Below are 14908 nucleotides of genomic sequence, written 5' to 3' on the forward strand. Positions count from 1 at the left end.
TAGGTTCGGAGCATGTCGTTGCCAGCTCGGGTCGAGGTCGTCGTCGTCGGTGCCGGGTTGGCGGGGTCGTCCGCGGCCGCCCGGCTGGCCGCCGCGGGTCGCGACGTCCACCTGGTCGACGCCGCCGACCACCCCGGTGGCCGGCTGACCACCACGCGGGTCGACGGGTTCACCGTCGACCGGGGGTTCCAGGTCCTCAACACCGGCTACCCCCGCGCCGCCGACCTCGACCTGGCCGCGCTGGACCTGGGCTGGTTCTGGACCGGCGCGGTCATCCGGGTCGACGGCACCCCGCACCGGGTGGTCGACCCCCGGCGGCACCCGACCGCGGTGGTGGACACGGTCCGGGCCCCGATCGGCAACCTGCTGCAGGAGGCCGCCATCGGGCTGTTCTCCGCCCGCGCCGGCTACCTGCCGGTCGCCCGGCTGCTGGCCGCCGACGAGCGACCGGCGATCGACGCGCTGCGGCGCGCCGGGGTCGGCGAGCTCGCCCTCGAGCGGTTCTTCCGGCCCTTCCTGTCCGGGGTGCTCCTGGAGTCCGAGCTGGCCACCTCCAGCCGGTACCTGGACCTGCTGTGGCGCAGCTTCGTGCGCGGCCGGATCGGGCTGCCCGCCCGCGGCATGCAGGCCGTCGGCGAGCAGCTGGCCGAGCGGGTGCCGGCGCACGCCCGGCACCTGTCGACCGAGGTCACCGCGGTGACCGGCACCTCCGTCCGCACCGCCGAGGGCGAGACCCGGGCCGACGCGGTGGTCGTGGCCACCGACCCGGCGACCGCGTCCCGCCTGCTGCCGGCGGTGCAGGCATCCGCGCCCCGGCAGGTCACCACCCACCTGCACGTGCTGCCGCGCTCGCCGTGGGAGGCCCCGCTCATCGTGCTGGGCGCACCGGGCGGCCGGCTGGTGAACTCCGTGGTGGTGAGCGACGCCCAGCCCGCCTACAGCCCCGACGGCCGGGCCCTGGTGGCCAGCTCGACGCTGGACCCCACCACCGAGGCGCAGGTGCGCGAGGAGGTGGCCCGCGCCCAGGGGGTGGCGACCACCGACCTGGAGCACCTGACCAGCGTCACGGTCACCGGCGCGCAGCCCGCGGCGCTGCCCCCGCTGCAGCACCGGCGACCGGTCGACCTCGGCGAGGGCCTGTTCGTCTGCGGCGACCACCGGGACACCCCGTCGATCCAGGGCGCGATGGCCTCGGGGGCCCGCACCGCCCGCGCCGTGCTGCGCCGGCTGCACCCGGCCGGGCCTACGCTGGACCGGTGACCGAGCTGCAGGTGATCCGGGCGGGCCTCGTCGACTACCAGGAGGCGTGGGACCGCCAGCGCGAGCTGCACGCGGCGCGCGTGGCCGGCACCGGCCCGGACACGATGCTGCTGCTGGAGCACCCGGCCGTCTACACCGCCGGCAAGCGCACCGAGCCGCACGAGCGACCGCAGGACGGCACCCCGGTGGTGGACGTGGACCGCGGCGGCAAGATCACCTGGCACGGTCCCGGCCAGCTGGTGGGGTACCCGATCGTCAAGCTCGCCGGGCAGCTCGACGTGGTCGCCCACGTCCGCCGGCTCGAGGTCGCGCTGATCGCGGTGTGCGCGCGGTTCGGGGTGGCCACCGAGCAGGTCGAGGGCCGCAGCGGCGCCTGGGTGCGGGCGGACTCCCGCGGCCCGGACCGCAAGATCGCCGCGATCGGTGTCCGGGTGGCGCGCGGGGTGACCATGCACGGCTTCGCGCTCAACTGCGACCCCGACCTGGCGGCCGGGTTCGGCGGCATCATCCCGTGCGGGATCGTCGACGCCGGGGTCACCTCGCTGACCGCCGAGCTGGGCCGCGACGTCCCGGTGTCCGAGGTGGTGGACGCCGTCGAGGAGGAGATGCTCGCCGTCCTCTCCCCGGTCCTCGCCCCTGTCCTGGCGTCGTGACCGCCCTCCCGACCAGCCGCTACGTCAGCCTGACCACCTTCCGCCGGACCGGCGACCCGGTCGCCACCCCGGTGTGGGCGGCGCCGGACGGCGGGGACCTCGTGGTGTGGACCCGCGCCGACTCCGGCAAGGTCAAGCGGCTGCGGCACACCACCCGGGTGACCGTGGCCCCGTGCGACGTCCGCGGGAACCTGCAGGGCGACGCCGTCGACGCGCAGGCCCGGCTGCTGCCGCCGGCGGAGTGGTCGGCCGCGATCGCGCCGCTGGCCCGCCGGTACGGCTGGCAGTGGCGGATCACCTACGGCGCCGGCCGCCTGGTCGGCCTCCTGCGCCGCCAGGAGCGCCGCGCGATGATCCGGATCTCCCCCGCCGCCTGAGTCCCGGGCGGCGAGGGGGTCCTTCCTCAGTTCGCGACGACGTTGACCAACCGGCCGGGGACGGCGACGACCTTGCGCACCGTCTTGCCCACCAGCAGCTCGGCGATCCTCGGGTCGGCCAGCGCGACGGCCTCGAGGGCCGCGGCGTCGGCGTCGGCGGGCACGTCCAGCTGGGCGCGCACCTTGCCGTTGACCTGGACGGCGATCTGCACGGTGTCGTCGACCAGGTAGGCCGGGTCGGCCACCGGGAACGACGCCCACGCCGAGGACCCGGTGTGCCCCAGGCGGGACCACAGCTCCTCGGACAGGTGCGGGGCCAGCGGTCCGACCAGCAGGGTCAGCCACTCGCACACCTGGCGCGGCACCGGCCCGGACTGCCCGTAGGTCTGGGTCAGGTGGTTGGTCAGCTCGGTGATCCGGGCGATGGCGATGTTGAACCGCAGCGTCGTCATGCCGTCGCGGACGCCGTCCACCGCGCGGTGCAGCGCCTTCAGCGTGTCGATCGACGGCGCCTCGTCGGCGGCCCGCACCTCACCCGTCACCTCGTCGACGACGACCCGCCAGATCCGCTGCAGCAGCCGCTGCGACCCGACCACGGCCTTGGTCTCCCACGGACGGGACTGCTCCAGCGGGCCGGTGGACATCTCGTACACCCGGAACGTGTCGGCCCCGTAGGCCGCCGTCATCTCGTCGGGGGTGACCACGTTCTTCAGGCTCTTGCCCATCTTCCCGTACTCGCGGTCGACGGGGGCGCCCTCGTAGAAGTAGCCGCCGTCCCGCTCCACCACGTCGGCGGCGGGCACGTGGAAGCCCCGCGCGTCGGTGTAGGCGTAGGCGGAGATGTAGCCCTGGTTGACCAGCCGGCGGAACGGCTCCTCGGAGCTGACGTGGCCCAGGTCGAAGAGCACCTTGTGCCAGAACCGGGCGTACAGCAGGTGCAGGACGGCGTGCTCCACGCCGCCGACGTACAGGTCGACACCACCGACGTCGCCCTCGCTGCGCGGGCCCATCCAGTAGGCCTCCAGCTCCGGGTCGACGAAGCGCTCGTCGTCGGCCGGGTCCAGGTAGCGCAGGTAGTACCAGCACGACCCGGCCCAGTTGGGCATCGTGTTGGTCTCGCGGCGGTAGGTGCGCGGGCCGTCGCCCAGGTCCAGCTCCACCGTCGTCCACTCGGTCGCGCGCGACAGCGGCGGCTCGGGTGCCGAGGTGGCGTCGTCGTCGGCGAACGTCTTGGGCGAGTAGTCGTCGACGTCGGGCAGCAGCACCGGCAGCTGCTGGACCGGGACGGCGACCGGCAGGCCGGCGTCCGGTCCGTCGACCGGGTAGACGATCGGGAACGGCTCGCCCCAGTAGCGCTGCCGGCTGAACAGCCAGTCGCGCAGCTTGTAGGTCGTGGTCGCCTCGCCGTACCCGTTGGCCACCAGCCACCCGGTCACCGTGGCGATGGCGGCGGCCTTGTCCAGCCCGTCCAGGGACAGCCGGTCGTTGGAGCTGTTGATCATGGGGCCGGTGCCGGTGTAGGCCCCGCCCGCGAAGTCCTCCGGGGGCTGCACGGTGCGCACCACCGGCAGGCCGAAGACCTCGGCGAACTCGAAGTCGCGGGTGTCCTCGCCGGGCACGGCCATGATCGCGCCGGTGCCGTAGCCGGTCAGCACGTAGTCGGCGACGAAGACGGGCAGGTCGGCGCCGGTCAGCGGGTTGACCGCCGTCGTCCCCAGCCAGACGCCGGTCTTCTCCCGGCCCTCGGCCTGGCGGTCCAGCTCCGAGCGCCGCGAGGCCTGCAGCTGGTAGGCCGCCACGGCCTCGGCCGGGGTGGCCGCCCCCGCCGTCCAGCGCGGGTCGGCGTCCGCGGGCCACGCGTCGGCGGTCAGCGCCTCGACCAGCGGGTGCTCGGGGGCGAGCACCAGGTAGGTGGCGCCGAACAGGGTGTCCGGGCGGGTGGTGAACACCTCGATGTCGCCGAACCGCACCCGGGCGCCGGTGGACCGGCCGATCCAGTTGCGCTGCATCTGCTTGAGCGAGTCCGACCAATCCAGCCGGTCCAGGTCGGTCAGCAGCCGCTCGGAGTAGGCGGTGATCCGCATCATCCACTGGGTCAGCGGGCGCCGGAAGACCGGGAAGTTGCCGCGCTCGGAGCGCCCGTCGGCGGTGACCTCCTCGTTGGACAGCACGGTGCCCAGCCCGGGGCACCAGTTCACCGGGGCCTGGTTCAGGTAGGCCAGCCGGTGCAGGTCGACGACCTGGCGGCGCTCGACCTCGGTCAGCTCGGCCCAGGGCCGGTCGAAGGGGTTGGTGTCGGGCTCACGGGTGCCGGCGTCCAGCTCGGCGACCAGCTCGGCGATGGGCCGGGCCTTCCCGGCGACCGTGTCGAACCACGCGCCGAAGATCTGGGTGAAGATCCACTGGGTCCACTTGTAGTAGCCCGGGTCGATGGTCGCGAAGGTGCGGCGGGTGTCGTGGTCGACGCCCAGGCGGCGCAGCTGCGCGGAGATCGCCGCGATGTTGGCCTCGGTGGTGACGCGCGGGTGCTGACCGGTCTGCACCGCGTACTGCTCGGCCGGCAGCCCGAAGGCGTCGAAGCCCATGGGGTGCAGCACGTTGTGCCCGTCCATGCGCAGGAACCGGCTGGTCACGTCGGTGCCCAGGTAGCCCAGCGGGTGGCCGACGTGCAGCCCGGCGCCCGACGGGTACGGGAACATGTCCATCAGGAACGCCTTGGGCCGGTCGGCCACCCGCTCGAAGCCGTCGCTCAGCGGGCCGGTCGGGTTGGGCGTGCGGAAAGTGCCCTCGGCCTCCCAGCGGTCCTGCCAGGCCAGCTCGATCTGCTGCGCCAGCTCCGGGGTGTACCGGTGCGCGGGGACGGTGTCGCTCATGGTCGGTGCTCCTGGGGTGCCGGTGCCGGTGGGTGGGCATGAAAAAACCCCTCACGCAGGAGGGGTTGCCGTGCTGACGCAGGAGGTGCGCTCAGCACGGCCTCGGAAGGAGCAGTCCACCGGACACGCCGCGAGGTTACCCCGCCCCCGGCCCGGGCCCGTACAGCGAAGCCAGCTCGGCGGCCAGCCGGCGCAGCTGGGCCCGGCCGGCCGGGTCGGTGACCTCCGCACGGGCGCCGAAGCCGGCCAGCTCGAGCGCCACCACCTCGGGCACCGGACCCAGCACCTGGACCGGCACCCGGCCGTCGTCCGCGACCGGTGCACCCTCGACCAGCCGGTGGCCCAGCAGTGTGCGCAACCGCGGCAGCAGACCGGGGTCGACCAGCACGCCGGTGCGCTCGACGTGCCGGTCCCGCTCGAACTCACCCCGGCGGCGCTCCCACGCCCGGCGCAGGTCGAAGCCCTCCGGCCGCTGCACCGGCACATCCAGCGGACGGGTCGCGGTGACCCGGTCCAGCCGGAAGGTGCGCTCGCCGGCGGCGGTGCCGGCCAGCAGGTACCAGCGCCCGTCCTTGCTGACCAGGCCCAGCGGGGAGGCCGCACGGCTGCTCGACCCGGCCGGGCCGCGGTAGGACAGCTCCACCTGCTCGCCGTCGACCACCGCCCGCAGCAGCGCCGCCAGGCAGGGCGGGTCCGGCTCGGGCGGCCCGCCCCACGACGCCGTGTCCACCAGCACGGCGCCGGCCGCCCGCTCCGCCTCGGCCTGCCACGCCGACGGCAGCGCGGCCAGCAGCTTGCGCAGGCCGGCCCGGCCGGCCGCGGTGTCGCTGCGCCCGGCGGTGAGGAACAGGGCCTGCGCCTCGGGCTGGGTGAGCCCGGTGAGGTCGGTGCGGGCGCCGCCCACCAGGGCCCAGCCGCCACCTCGGCCCCGAGAGCTGTAGACCGGGACGCCGGCCAGACCGAGGGCCTCCAGGTCGCGCCGGGCCGTGCGCTCGGAGATCTCCAGCTCGGCGGCGACCTGGGCGGCCGTCACCCGGCCGCGCCGCTGCAGGAGCAGCAGGACGGCGATCAGCCGGTCGGCGCGCACACCGGTGATCCTGCCCCCAGAACCGGCCACGAGGTGGCCTGTTCAGCCACGAGGGTGGGTCCATGACCTCCACCAGCGACCCCCGTGCGGCCTTCGCCGCCGCCACCCGGGCGACCCTCGACGTCGTCCTGGACCTCCCCGCACAGGACCTCGGCCGGTCCACGCCCTGCACCGAGCTCGACGTCGCCGCCCTGCGCGGGCCCCTGCTCCCGGTGTTCCGCCGGGTCGCCCCCGTCGGCCGCGGCGGCGCCCCGGCCGATGTCCCGCCGGTGCCCGCCCCCGTCGAGGACGTCGACGGGGCGCTGCGCACGGCCGCCGACGACGCGCTCGCCGTCTGGTCGGACCCGGCGCTGCTCACCCGCGAGCTCGCGCACCCCGCAGGCACCATGCCCGGCGCCGCCCTGCTGGCGACCTACGTCGGCGAGCTGGTCACCCACGCCTGGGACGTCGGCACCGCCGTCGGTCGTCCGGTCGTGGTGGCCGACGACGTCGTGGCGGTCGGCTCGGCGGCCAGCCACCAGCTGCTGCCCCGGGGCGAGCGCCCGCCGGGCTTCCCGTTCGGCCCCGAGGTGGCCGCGCCCGCCGACGCGAGCCCCCTGGAGGCGCTGGTGGCGTGGCAGGGACGGGACCCGCGCGCGATCGCCTGATCAGCCCAGCTGCGGGGCCACCTGCTCGGCGACCAGGTCGAGGTGGTCCAGGTCGGCCAGGTCGAGCACCTGCAGGTACACCCGCGTCGCGCCGGCCTCGGCGAACCGGCCCAGGGTGTCCACCGCCTGCGCAGGTGACCCGGCGACGCCGTTCGCGACCAGCTCGTCCACGTCCCGGCCGATCGCGGCCGCCCGGCGGGCCAGCTGGGCGTCGTCGGCGCCCACGCAGAGCACGAGCGCGGAGCTGAGCACCAGGTCGGCCGGATCCCGGTCGACCGCCCGGCAGGCCTCCCGCACCCGCTCGAACAGGACGGCGGCGTCGGGGGCGGAGGCGAAGGGGGTGTTGAACTCCTGGGCGTACCGCGCCGCGAGGGCCGGCGTCCGCTCCTTGCCGCGGCCGCCCACCAGCACCGGGATGCCGCCGGGCTGCACCGGCTTGGGCAGCGCCGGGGAGTCCACCACCGCGTAGTGCTCGCCGGCGAAGGAGAAGGTCTCCCCCGGCGGCGTGGACCAGAGGCCGGTCACCACGGCCAGCTGCTCGGCGTAGCGGTCGAAGCGCTCGCGCAGCGGGGGGAACGGGATGCCGTAGGCGGTGTGCTCGGCCTCGAACCACCCCGAACCGAGGCCAAGCTCCACCCGGCCGCCGCTCATCTGGTCGACCTGCGCCACCGAGATCGCCAGCGGCCCGGGCAGCCGGAAGGTGCCGGCGGTCATCAGGGTGCCCAGCCGGATGGTGCTGGTCTCGCGGGCGAGCCCGGCCAGGGTCAACCAGGCGTCGGTCGGCCCGGGCAGCCCGTCCCCGCCCATGGCCAGGTAGTGGTCGGAGCGGAAGAAGGCGTCGAAGCCGGTCTCCTCCGCCCGCCGGGCCACGGCGAGGAGGTCGTCGTAGGTCGCACCCTGCTGGGGCTCGGTGAACACGCGCAGCTGCATGACCCCAGGCTGGCACGCCCGGCGGGGGCGCCGCAGGTCACACCTGGTGCTCCAGGGTGTGGTCCGGCCTGGTTGCGGGCAGGATGACCCGAGACGATCAACTCGGAGGTGCACTCGTGTTCCGCAAGAAGAGCCATGCCCAGGTCATCGGCGCAGAACTGCAGGAGGGCCTCGCGCACATCGGTTCCGCGGTCGGCGAGGCGAGCCGGGCCACCGCCGAGCACCTCGGCCCGCGGTACGAGGCCGCTGCCAAGTCCGCGCAGAAGACGCTCGAGAAGGACGTCGCCCCCCGCATCGAGGCCGCCGTGGCCGCGGTGAGCCCCCGTCTGGAGGCCGCCCGCGACGCGCTCGAGCCCCGCCTGGAGGCCGCGCAGAAGTCGCTGGCGCCGCAGCTGAAGAACGCCCAGAAGGTCTACGAGAAGGACGTCGTCCCGCGCCTGGAGGCCGCCCGCGACGCGGCCGCCGCCGGGGTGGCCACCGCCGTCGCCGCCGCCGGTCCCAAGCTGGCCGAGGCCCGGGACACCGCCGGCCCGCGCCTGGAGGAGCTGGCCAAGAACGCGCAGAAGACCTTCGAGAAGGACCTCGCCCCCCGGGTGCAGGCCGCCGTCGGCCCGCGCTTCGAGGCCGCGCGCGACGCCGCCGCCCCGGCGCTGCACAACGCCAAGGGCAACCTCGTCGCGACGCTGGAGACCGCCCGTGGCGAGCTCGAGGCCCGTCGTGCCGAGCTCGCCTCGGCCGCCACGGCCGCCGGCAGCACCGTCGCCGCAGCCGCGGCCGACAGCGGTGAGACCACCCGCAGGGCGCGCAAGCAGGCCGCGAAGACGGCCGCCCAGCTGCAGAAGGACGCCGCGGCACGGGCCAAGACGGTGAAGAAGCAGGCCACCTCGGCCCGCTCCGATGCCGCCGCGGCCGCCGAGGCCGCCCGCGACCAGGCTGCCGCCCGCGTGGCCGAGCTGCGGTCGGCCGCCGAGGCCAACCGCAAGGCCGTAGGCAAGAAGGCCGACAAGCTGTCCAAGAAGGCCGAGAAGCGCCGCAAGGAGCTCGCCAAGGCCGCGCAGAAGGCCGGCAAGGACACCCGCAAGCAGGCCGCGGCGACCTCGACCTCGCTCAAGCGGGCCGTCGGCATCGAGAAGAAGCCGCGCCGCTGGCCGTGGCTGCTCGTCGCGCTCGGCGTCGGCGGCGCGGTGTTCGCCGTCGTCCGGCGGGCCACCGCGGCCGACGACCCGTGGACCCCTGCCCCCACCGGCGACGGTCCGGTGCCCACCTACCGGGAGGACCCCGTGCCGACCACCGACGACCCCGCCGACGACTCGACCACCCCGACCGACGGCGGCCAGGCAGTCTCCACGGCCGAGGACGCCCCCGGCGACGCCACCCCGGAGAGCACCGACCTGGGCTGGCGCGACGGCAAGCACCACGACGCGCAGTCGACCTCGGACGACGGCGCGCCGCAGGTGAACACCGTCCCCAGCGCGGAGACCCTCGACAAGCCCCCGCTGGGCCGCGAGGGCTGATCGAGCAGCACCCCCAGCACGCCCGCGAGGGGCATCCCGGCCACGGCCGGGGTGCCCCTCGTCGCATCTGCAGGACCGGCGCACAGGCGTACCGTGGCGATCATGAGCGCCACGATCGAGCCGGCCGGCCGCAAGCTGCTGCGCCTGGAGGTCCGCAACTCCCAGACCCCGATCGAGCGCAAGCCCGAGTGGATCAAGACCCGGCTGAAGACCGGGCCCGAGTACACCGAGCTCAAGTCGCTGGTGAAGCGCGAGGGCCTGCACACGGTGTGCGAGGAGGCCGGGTGCCCCAACATCTACGAGTGCTGGGAGGACCGCGAGGCCACCTTCCTCATCGGCGGTGACCAGTGCACCCGGCGCTGCGACTTCTGCCAGATCGACACCGGCAAGCCCGCGGACTTCGACCGCGACGAGCCCCGCCGGGTCGCCGAGAGCGTCGCCACGATGCAGCTGCGGTACGCCACGATCACCGGCGTCGCCCGCGACGACCTCGAGGACGGCGGGGCCTGGCTGTACGCCGAGACCGTCCGCCAGATCAAGGCCCAGGTCCCCGGCTGCGGCGTCGAGCTGCTGATCCCGGACTTCAACGCCGAGCCCGACCAGCTGGCCGAGGTCTTCTCCTCCCGCCCCGAGGTGCTCGCGCACAACGTGGAGACGGTGCCGCGGATCTTCAAGCGCATCCGCCCCGGCTTCCGCTTCGAGCGCTCGCTCGCCGTGATCACCGCCGCCCGCGAGGCCGGCCTGGTCACCAAGTCCAACCTGATCCTGGGCATGGGCGAGGAGCCGCACGAGGTCACCGAGACCATGCAGGCCCTGCACGACGCCGGCTGCGACCTGCTGACCATCACGCAGTACCTGCGCCCCAGCCCGCGGCACCACCCCGTCGTCCGCTGGGTCAAGCCGCAGGAGTTCGTCGACTTCGCCGCCCAAGCGGAGGAGATCGGCTTCCCGGGCGTGCTGGCCGGGCCGCTGGTCCGCAGCTCCTACCGCGCCGGCCGGCTCTACCAGCAGGCCGTCGAGGCGCGCGGGCTCACCCCCGCGGTCTGACGGGCAGCTCCGGCGACGGGCGCACGGCGTCGGGGCACCGGGGCCGTATCCTCGGGCGCATGGCACGCAGCAAGCCCACAGACACCCCGGCCCCCGCGACGAGCAAGGGCAAGGGTGCCGTGGCGTCCGGCGGGAAGTCGACCGGCAGCAAGGCGTCCGGCGCGGGCCAGAAGCTCGGCAAGGACGGCAAGCCCAAGGTCGGTCGCTGGAAGAAGTTCACGACGTCGCTGGGCCAGATCAAGCAGGCCTACAAGCTGACGTACAAGAACGACCCCAAGCTGCCCTGGATCATGCTGATCGCCTTCGTGGTGGTCGCCGCCGTCGTCGAGCTGGTCGCGATCCTCTTCGGCGCGCCGCTGCTGTTCATCCCGATCGCGATCCTGCTGGGCCTCCTGGCCGCGCTGATCGTCTTCAGCCGCCGCGCGCAGGGCTCGGCCTACCGCCAGGTCGAGGGTCAGCCCGGCGCAGCCGCCTGGGTCCTGGAGGGCATGCGCGGTGACTGGCGGGTCTCCTCCGGCGTCGCCGGCACCGCCCAGCTCGACGCCGTCCACCGGGTGCTGGGGCGGCCCGGCATCATCCTGGTCGCCGAGGGCCAGCCGCAGCGTGTGCGCCCGCTCATCGCCCAGGAGAAGCGCCGCATCGCCAAGGTGGTCGGCGACACCCCGATCTACGACATCACCGTGGGCGACGGCGAGGGCCAGGTCCCGCTGAAGAAGCTGTCCTCGCACGTGATGAAGCTGCCGCGCAACCTGGACGGCGCCGAGGTCAACAGCCTGGGCAAGCGGATGAACGCCCTGGGCGGTGCCCGGATGCCGATCCCCGGCGGCCCGATGCCCGGCGGCCGCCAGATGTCGGTCAGCCAGCGCCAGATGCGCCGTCGGTAAGCGGGCTGCGCACATCGCGATCCTCCGGATCGCACCGCGGCCAGGTGCCGTCCCCCGGGTGGGCTGAGCGCGTCCGTCGATCCTCGGGGACCCTCCGGGCCCCCTCGTCACGACCGAGCAGTGGTCAGACGGAGCGGATGACGGCGGTCTGGGTCAGGCGGTCGTGGAGGCCGCGACCGTCGCCGTCCACCACGAGGGCGGGCACGAGCAGCATCAGCAGCGCGGTCCGGACGACGGCCCGCCACAGCGCGACCCGCTCACCCTGCCGGGGGTGGGCCAGTTGCAGCTTGAGCAGCGCCTGCCCCGGCGTGCGGCCCACGAGCACCAGCGACACGACGGTGATCAGGCCGAAGGACAGCAGACTCCAGTTCTCCGGGATGCCCTGCACCACCGCGGCGGCGACCACGGCGGCCAGCAGCGCGTCGACGACGAACGCCACCGCGCGGGCACCGAAGCCGGCGACGGAACCCGGACCGGTCGCGGGCAGGCCCAGCGCGGCTCCCCGGACGCGGCCCTGAGAGGGTGGTGTCTCGTCCCTGACCATGCCGCCAGCGTAGGACGACCGACGGCGGTGACCCGGTGACGGCGTCCGCGGCCCGCTCCCCGGGATCACCGCGACACGCCGGAGCCGGTGTTACCGCGAGGAAACATGCGGGACACCCGAGGGCAACTCCTCGCTCGTAGCTTCCGAGTCGGCCGTCCGCCCACCCCCGGAGGATCGATGTTCAACTCTCCCGACGAGGTCACGAAGTACATCCAGGACAACGACGTCAAGTTCGTCGACGTCCGGTTCTGCGACCTCCCCGGCGTCATGCAGCACTTCACCATCCCGGCGGAGACCTTCGGGGAGGACACCTTCACCGACGGACTCGGGTTCGACGGTTCGTCGATCCGCGGGTTCCAGGCCATCAACGAGTCGGACATGCTGCTGCTGCCCGACGCGAACAGCGCCTTCGTGGACCCGTTCCGGACCTACAAGACGCTGAACGTCAACTTCTTCATCCACGACCCGATCACCCGGGAGTCCTACTCCCGCGACCCGCGGAACGTGGCGAAGAAGGCCGAGGCCTACCTGGCCAGCTCCGGCATCGCCGACACGGCGTACTTCGGCCCCGAGGCCGAGTTCTACGTCTTCGACTCGGTGCGCCACAACACCTCGATCAACGAGGGCTACTACCACATCGACGCCGTCGAGGGTTCCTGGAACTCGGGCTCGGCGACCGGCGAGAACGGCGTGGGCCCGAACCTGGGCTACAAGACCCGCCAGAAGGGCGGGTACTTCCCCGTCGAGCCGACCGACCACCAGAGCGACCTGCGCTCGGCCATGATGATGAACCTGGCCAACGCGGGCCTCGAGCTCGAGCGCGGCCACCACGAGGTGGGCACCGGCGGGCAGGCCGAGATCAACTACAAGTTCGACACCCTGCTGCGCTCGGCCGACAGCCTGATGCTGTTCAAGTACATCATCAAGAACACCGCCTGGGCGCACGGCAAGACGGCGACGTTCATGCCCAAGCCGCTGTTCGGCGACAACGGCTCGGGCATGCACTGCCACCAGTCGCTGTGGAAGGACGGCATCCCGCTTTTCGCCGCGGAGACCGGCTACGCGGGCCTGTCGGACATGGCTCGCCACTACATCGGCGGCCTGCTCAAGCACGCCCCGTCGCTGCTGGCCTTCACCAACCCGACGGTCAACAGCTACCACCGCCTGGTGCCCGGCTTCGAGGCCCCGATCAACCTGGTCTACTCCGCGCGCAACCGCTCGGCGTGCACCCGGATCCCGATCTCGGGCGACAACCCGAAGGCCAAGCGCATCGAGTTCCGCGTGCCCGACCCGTCGGCCAACCCCTACCTCGCCTTCTCGGCGATGCTGATGGCCGGCCTGGACGGCGTGAAGAACAAGATCGAGCCCCCGGCCCCGGTCGACAAGGACCTCTACGAGCTGCCGCCCGAGGAGGCCCTGGGCATCGAGAAGGTGCCCGCGTCCCTGGACGCCGTCCTCGACCGGCTCGAGGTGGACCACGACTACCTGCTCGACGGTGGCGTGTTCACCCCGGACCTCATCGAGACCTGGATCGAGTACAAGCGGGAGAACGAGATCACCCCGATCCGCCTCCGCCCGCACCCGCACGAGTTCGCCATGTACTACGACATCTGACGAAACCGGCCCTCTGACCTGCACTTCCTAGCGGTCAGGGTTCGCCAGTCCGCAGACAGTCCGCACGAGCCGCCAGCACTGCACCCACGGCGGCTCGTGCGGACTCGTCGCTGTCGGGCCATAGATGGCCGTAGGTGTCCAAGGTCGTCTTCGCTGACCCGTGCCGGAGCCGATGTTGGACGACCTTCACGTCGAGGCCGCTACCGATGAGCAGTGAGGCCAGGTAGTGCCGGAGGTCGTGGAAGCGGAACCCTTCCGGCAACTCTTCGACTTTCGATCGCGCCGCCCGCACCGCCCGTTCGATGGCCCACGTTGAGGACTGCCGCCCAGCGCCGTCCGTGACGACGTAGTCGCCGCCCGACCTGGCCACCGCAGCGGAAAGCTCAAGCGCCAGCTCGGACGGGATCGGCAGCGGGGTCCGGCTGGTTTCGGACTTCAACGGCTCGCCGTCCCGCTGCTGCACTGGCCTGACGACGCCGCGCATGAAGTCAACGTCCACCACCCGGAGGCCCACGGCCTCGGCTGTCCGCAGACCGACGAAGGCGCCGAGCAGGATCGCCGGTCGCAGGTGCTCGGCGACGGCATCATGCAGCGCCCACACCTGCTCGGTGGTGGCGACGTAGGGGCGGGGCTTGCCGGCGCCCGGAGTCGTACGTCGGGAACAAGGGGTGCGCGCCAGGATGCCGTCATGGACGGCGTCGCTCATCAGCTGCGACAGCCGGTTGTGGAGCGCGTAGACGTAGCTGTCAGCAAGGCCGTCAGCCTTGAGCCTGGCCGTCCAGGACTTCACATCCGACGGGCGCACCGCGGCCAAGGGACGGTTGCCGAAGGTGGTCGTGATCCGCGCGATGTGCACCCGCGCTTGTCGGACGGTTCTGGGACGTCTGCTGGCGTAGCCGGACAGCCATGTCTCGCACCACTCCCCGACCGTCGTCTTGACCGCGGTGGGGTGCACGTACGTGCCCCGGACCATGTCCGCCGTCTGCTCGTCGAGCCACCGCTGCGCGTCTCGCTTCAGCACGAAGGCCTTGGTGACCTCACGTCCAGCGGCATCGCGGAGGTGCGACAGGTAGCGCAACCCCCTGCCGTCGCGCGCAGTGGGAACGAGCTTCCCGGTCGCGCGGTCCCGCCGCCGCCACCGGTCAATGACTACGGCCATCGGGGGCCCTCCTTGTCCTCCTCGGCTCGGCCGTCGCGGCGACAGAGCGAGCACTCCAGAAACAGGCACACGTTCGCCTGCAGGTCCGACACAACACTCGACGTCAAGGTCACTTGCGCTTGTCCAGGTCGCGCTGGGCATTGACCCAGGCAGGGACGTCGCCGCGGCGCGCGACGTTCCCGGCGGGACGGAGTGGGGGGTCATCGGCCGCGGGAGGGACCGATGCTGGGACGGGGCTCGGACAGCGACGGGGGCTCGGGCCGCGGCCGAGCCCCCGTCGCTGCCGGCTCTTTTACACCTCTGACGCTGCCGCCCGCAA

General features: G+C 73.3%; 13 protein-coding genes. 8 read left to right on the forward strand and 5 right to left on the reverse strand.

The window, feature by feature from the left end:
- Positions 1-12 precede the first annotated feature (12 nt).
- From LFA75_RS01840 to LFA75_RS01850, 3 genes are read left to right on the forward strand one after another with little or no spacing between them, the layout of a single operon-like run.
- A complete protein-coding gene (locus LFA75_RS01840; RefSeq protein WP_225232067.1) occupies positions 13-1260 on the forward strand; it encodes an FAD-dependent oxidoreductase in 1248 nt (415 codons plus the stop codon).
- Entirely contained in the window at positions 1257-1913 is a 657-nt protein-coding gene (gene lipB, locus LFA75_RS01845; protein WP_225232068.1) for a lipoyl(octanoyl) transferase LipB, read from the forward strand. The genes LFA75_RS01840 and lipB overlap by 4 nt, the downstream gene beginning before the upstream one ends.
- The gene (locus tag LFA75_RS01850) at positions 1910-2290 is read left to right on the forward strand and encodes a PPOX class F420-dependent oxidoreductase (protein ID WP_225232069.1); all 381 of its coding nucleotides are present in this window, start codon (positions 1910-1912) and stop codon (positions 2288-2290) included. The genes lipB and LFA75_RS01850 overlap by 4 nt, the downstream gene beginning before the upstream one ends.
- A 26-nt stretch (positions 2291-2316) precedes the next feature.
- Here LFA75_RS01850 and leuS read toward each other — a convergent pair whose 3' ends face one another.
- Positions 2317-5163, reverse strand: a complete 2847-nt coding sequence (gene leuS / locus LFA75_RS01855; RefSeq protein ID WP_225232070.1) for a leucine--tRNA ligase — start codon at positions 5161-5163, stop codon at positions 2317-2319.
- Positions 5164-5299: 136 nt separating this feature from the next.
- Positions 5300-6250, reverse strand: a complete 951-nt coding sequence (locus LFA75_RS01860) for a helix-turn-helix transcriptional regulator (RefSeq protein WP_225232071.1) — start codon at positions 6248-6250, stop codon at positions 5300-5302.
- A 62-nt stretch (positions 6251-6312) separates the two neighbouring features.
- Here LFA75_RS01860 and LFA75_RS01865 point away from each other — a divergent pair, with 62 nt between their 5' ends.
- On the forward strand, positions 6313-6897 hold the full coding sequence (locus tag LFA75_RS01865) for a TIGR03086 family metal-binding protein (protein ID WP_225232072.1): 585 nt from the start codon (positions 6313-6315) through the stop codon (positions 6895-6897).
- Here LFA75_RS01865 and LFA75_RS01870 read toward each other — a convergent pair whose 3' ends face one another.
- Positions 6898-7827 (reverse strand): LLM class F420-dependent oxidoreductase, encoded by a 930-nt coding sequence (locus LFA75_RS01870; protein WP_225232073.1) that lies wholly within the window; start codon positions 7825-7827, stop codon positions 6898-6900.
- A gap of 116 nt (positions 7828-7943) precedes the next feature.
- On the opposite strand from LFA75_RS01870, the gene LFA75_RS01875 reads away from it, so the two are divergent.
- The 3 genes from LFA75_RS01875 (at position 7944) to LFA75_RS01885 (ending at position 11272) form a co-directional block, all read left to right on the forward strand.
- A complete protein-coding gene (locus LFA75_RS01875) occupies positions 7944-9341 on the forward strand; it encodes a hypothetical protein (RefSeq protein ID WP_225232074.1) in 1398 nt (465 codons plus the stop codon).
- Positions 9342-9443: 102 nt separating this feature from the next.
- Complete coding sequence (lipA, locus tag LFA75_RS01880) at positions 9444-10388, forward strand: lipoyl synthase (RefSeq protein ID WP_225232075.1); 945 nt, start codon at positions 9444-9446, stop codon at positions 10386-10388.
- Positions 10389-10447: 59 nt separating this feature from the next.
- On the forward strand, positions 10448-11272 hold the full coding sequence (locus tag LFA75_RS01885; RefSeq protein WP_225232076.1) for a DUF4191 domain-containing protein: 825 nt from the start codon (positions 10448-10450) through the stop codon (positions 11270-11272).
- Between the two features lie 124 nt (positions 11273-11396).
- Here the strand turns inward: LFA75_RS01885 and LFA75_RS01890 are convergent, their stop codons facing one another.
- Positions 11397-11816 carry an RDD family protein gene (locus LFA75_RS01890; protein WP_225232077.1) on the reverse strand — a complete coding sequence of 140 codons (420 nt, stop codon included), beginning with the start codon at positions 11814-11816 and terminating at the stop codon, positions 11397-11399.
- A 177-nt stretch (positions 11817-11993) separates the two neighbouring features.
- Here LFA75_RS01890 and glnA point away from each other — a divergent pair, with 177 nt between their 5' ends.
- The gene (gene glnA, locus LFA75_RS01895; protein ID WP_225232078.1) at positions 11994-13430 is read left to right on the forward strand and encodes a type I glutamate--ammonia ligase; all 1437 of its coding nucleotides are present in this window, start codon (positions 11994-11996) and stop codon (positions 13428-13430) included.
- Between the two features lie 34 nt (positions 13431-13464).
- Here glnA and LFA75_RS01900 read toward each other — a convergent pair whose 3' ends face one another.
- The gene (locus LFA75_RS01900) at positions 13465-14589 is read right to left on the reverse strand and encodes a site-specific integrase (protein WP_225232079.1); all 1125 of its coding nucleotides are present in this window, start codon (positions 14587-14589) and stop codon (positions 13465-13467) included.
- Positions 14590-14908: the final 319 nt, after the last annotated feature.

This window comes from Klenkia terrae (assembly GCF_900491935.1).
Taxonomy (GTDB): domain Bacteria; phylum Actinomycetota; class Actinomycetes; order Mycobacteriales; family Geodermatophilaceae; genus Klenkia; species Klenkia terrae.

Excerpts from the sequence above, each read along its gene's own strand:
- lipA (WP_225232075.1), top strand. The coding sequence starts at position 9,444 with ATGAGCGCCACGATCGAGCCGGCCGGCCGCAAGCTGCTGCGCCTGGAG.
- LFA75_RS01870 (WP_225232073.1), bottom strand. The coding sequence starts at position 7,827 with ATGCAGCTGCGCGTGTTCACCGAGCCCCAGCAGGGTGCGACCTACGAC.
- LFA75_RS01885 (WP_225232076.1), top strand. The coding sequence starts at position 10,448 with ATGGCACGCAGCAAGCCCACAGACACCCCGGCCCCCGCGACGAGCAAG.
- leuS (WP_225232070.1), bottom strand. The coding sequence starts at position 5,163 with ATGAGCGACACCGTCCCCGCGCACCGGTACACCCCGGAGCTGGCGCAG.
- glnA (WP_225232078.1), top strand. The coding sequence starts at position 11,994 with ATGTTCAACTCTCCCGACGAGGTCACGAAGTACATCCAGGACAACGAC.
- LFA75_RS01840 (WP_225232067.1), top strand. The coding sequence starts at position 13 with ATGTCGTTGCCAGCTCGGGTCGAGGTCGTCGTCGTCGGTGCCGGGTTG.
- LFA75_RS01890 (WP_225232077.1), bottom strand. The coding sequence starts at position 11,816 with ATGGTCAGGGACGAGACACCACCCTCTCAGGGCCGCGTCCGGGGAGCC.
- LFA75_RS01900 (WP_225232079.1), bottom strand. The coding sequence starts at position 14,589 with ATGGCCGTAGTCATTGACCGGTGGCGGCGGCGGGACCGCGCGACCGGG.
- LFA75_RS01865 (WP_225232072.1), top strand. The coding sequence starts at position 6,313 with ATGACCTCCACCAGCGACCCCCGTGCGGCCTTCGCCGCCGCCACCCGG.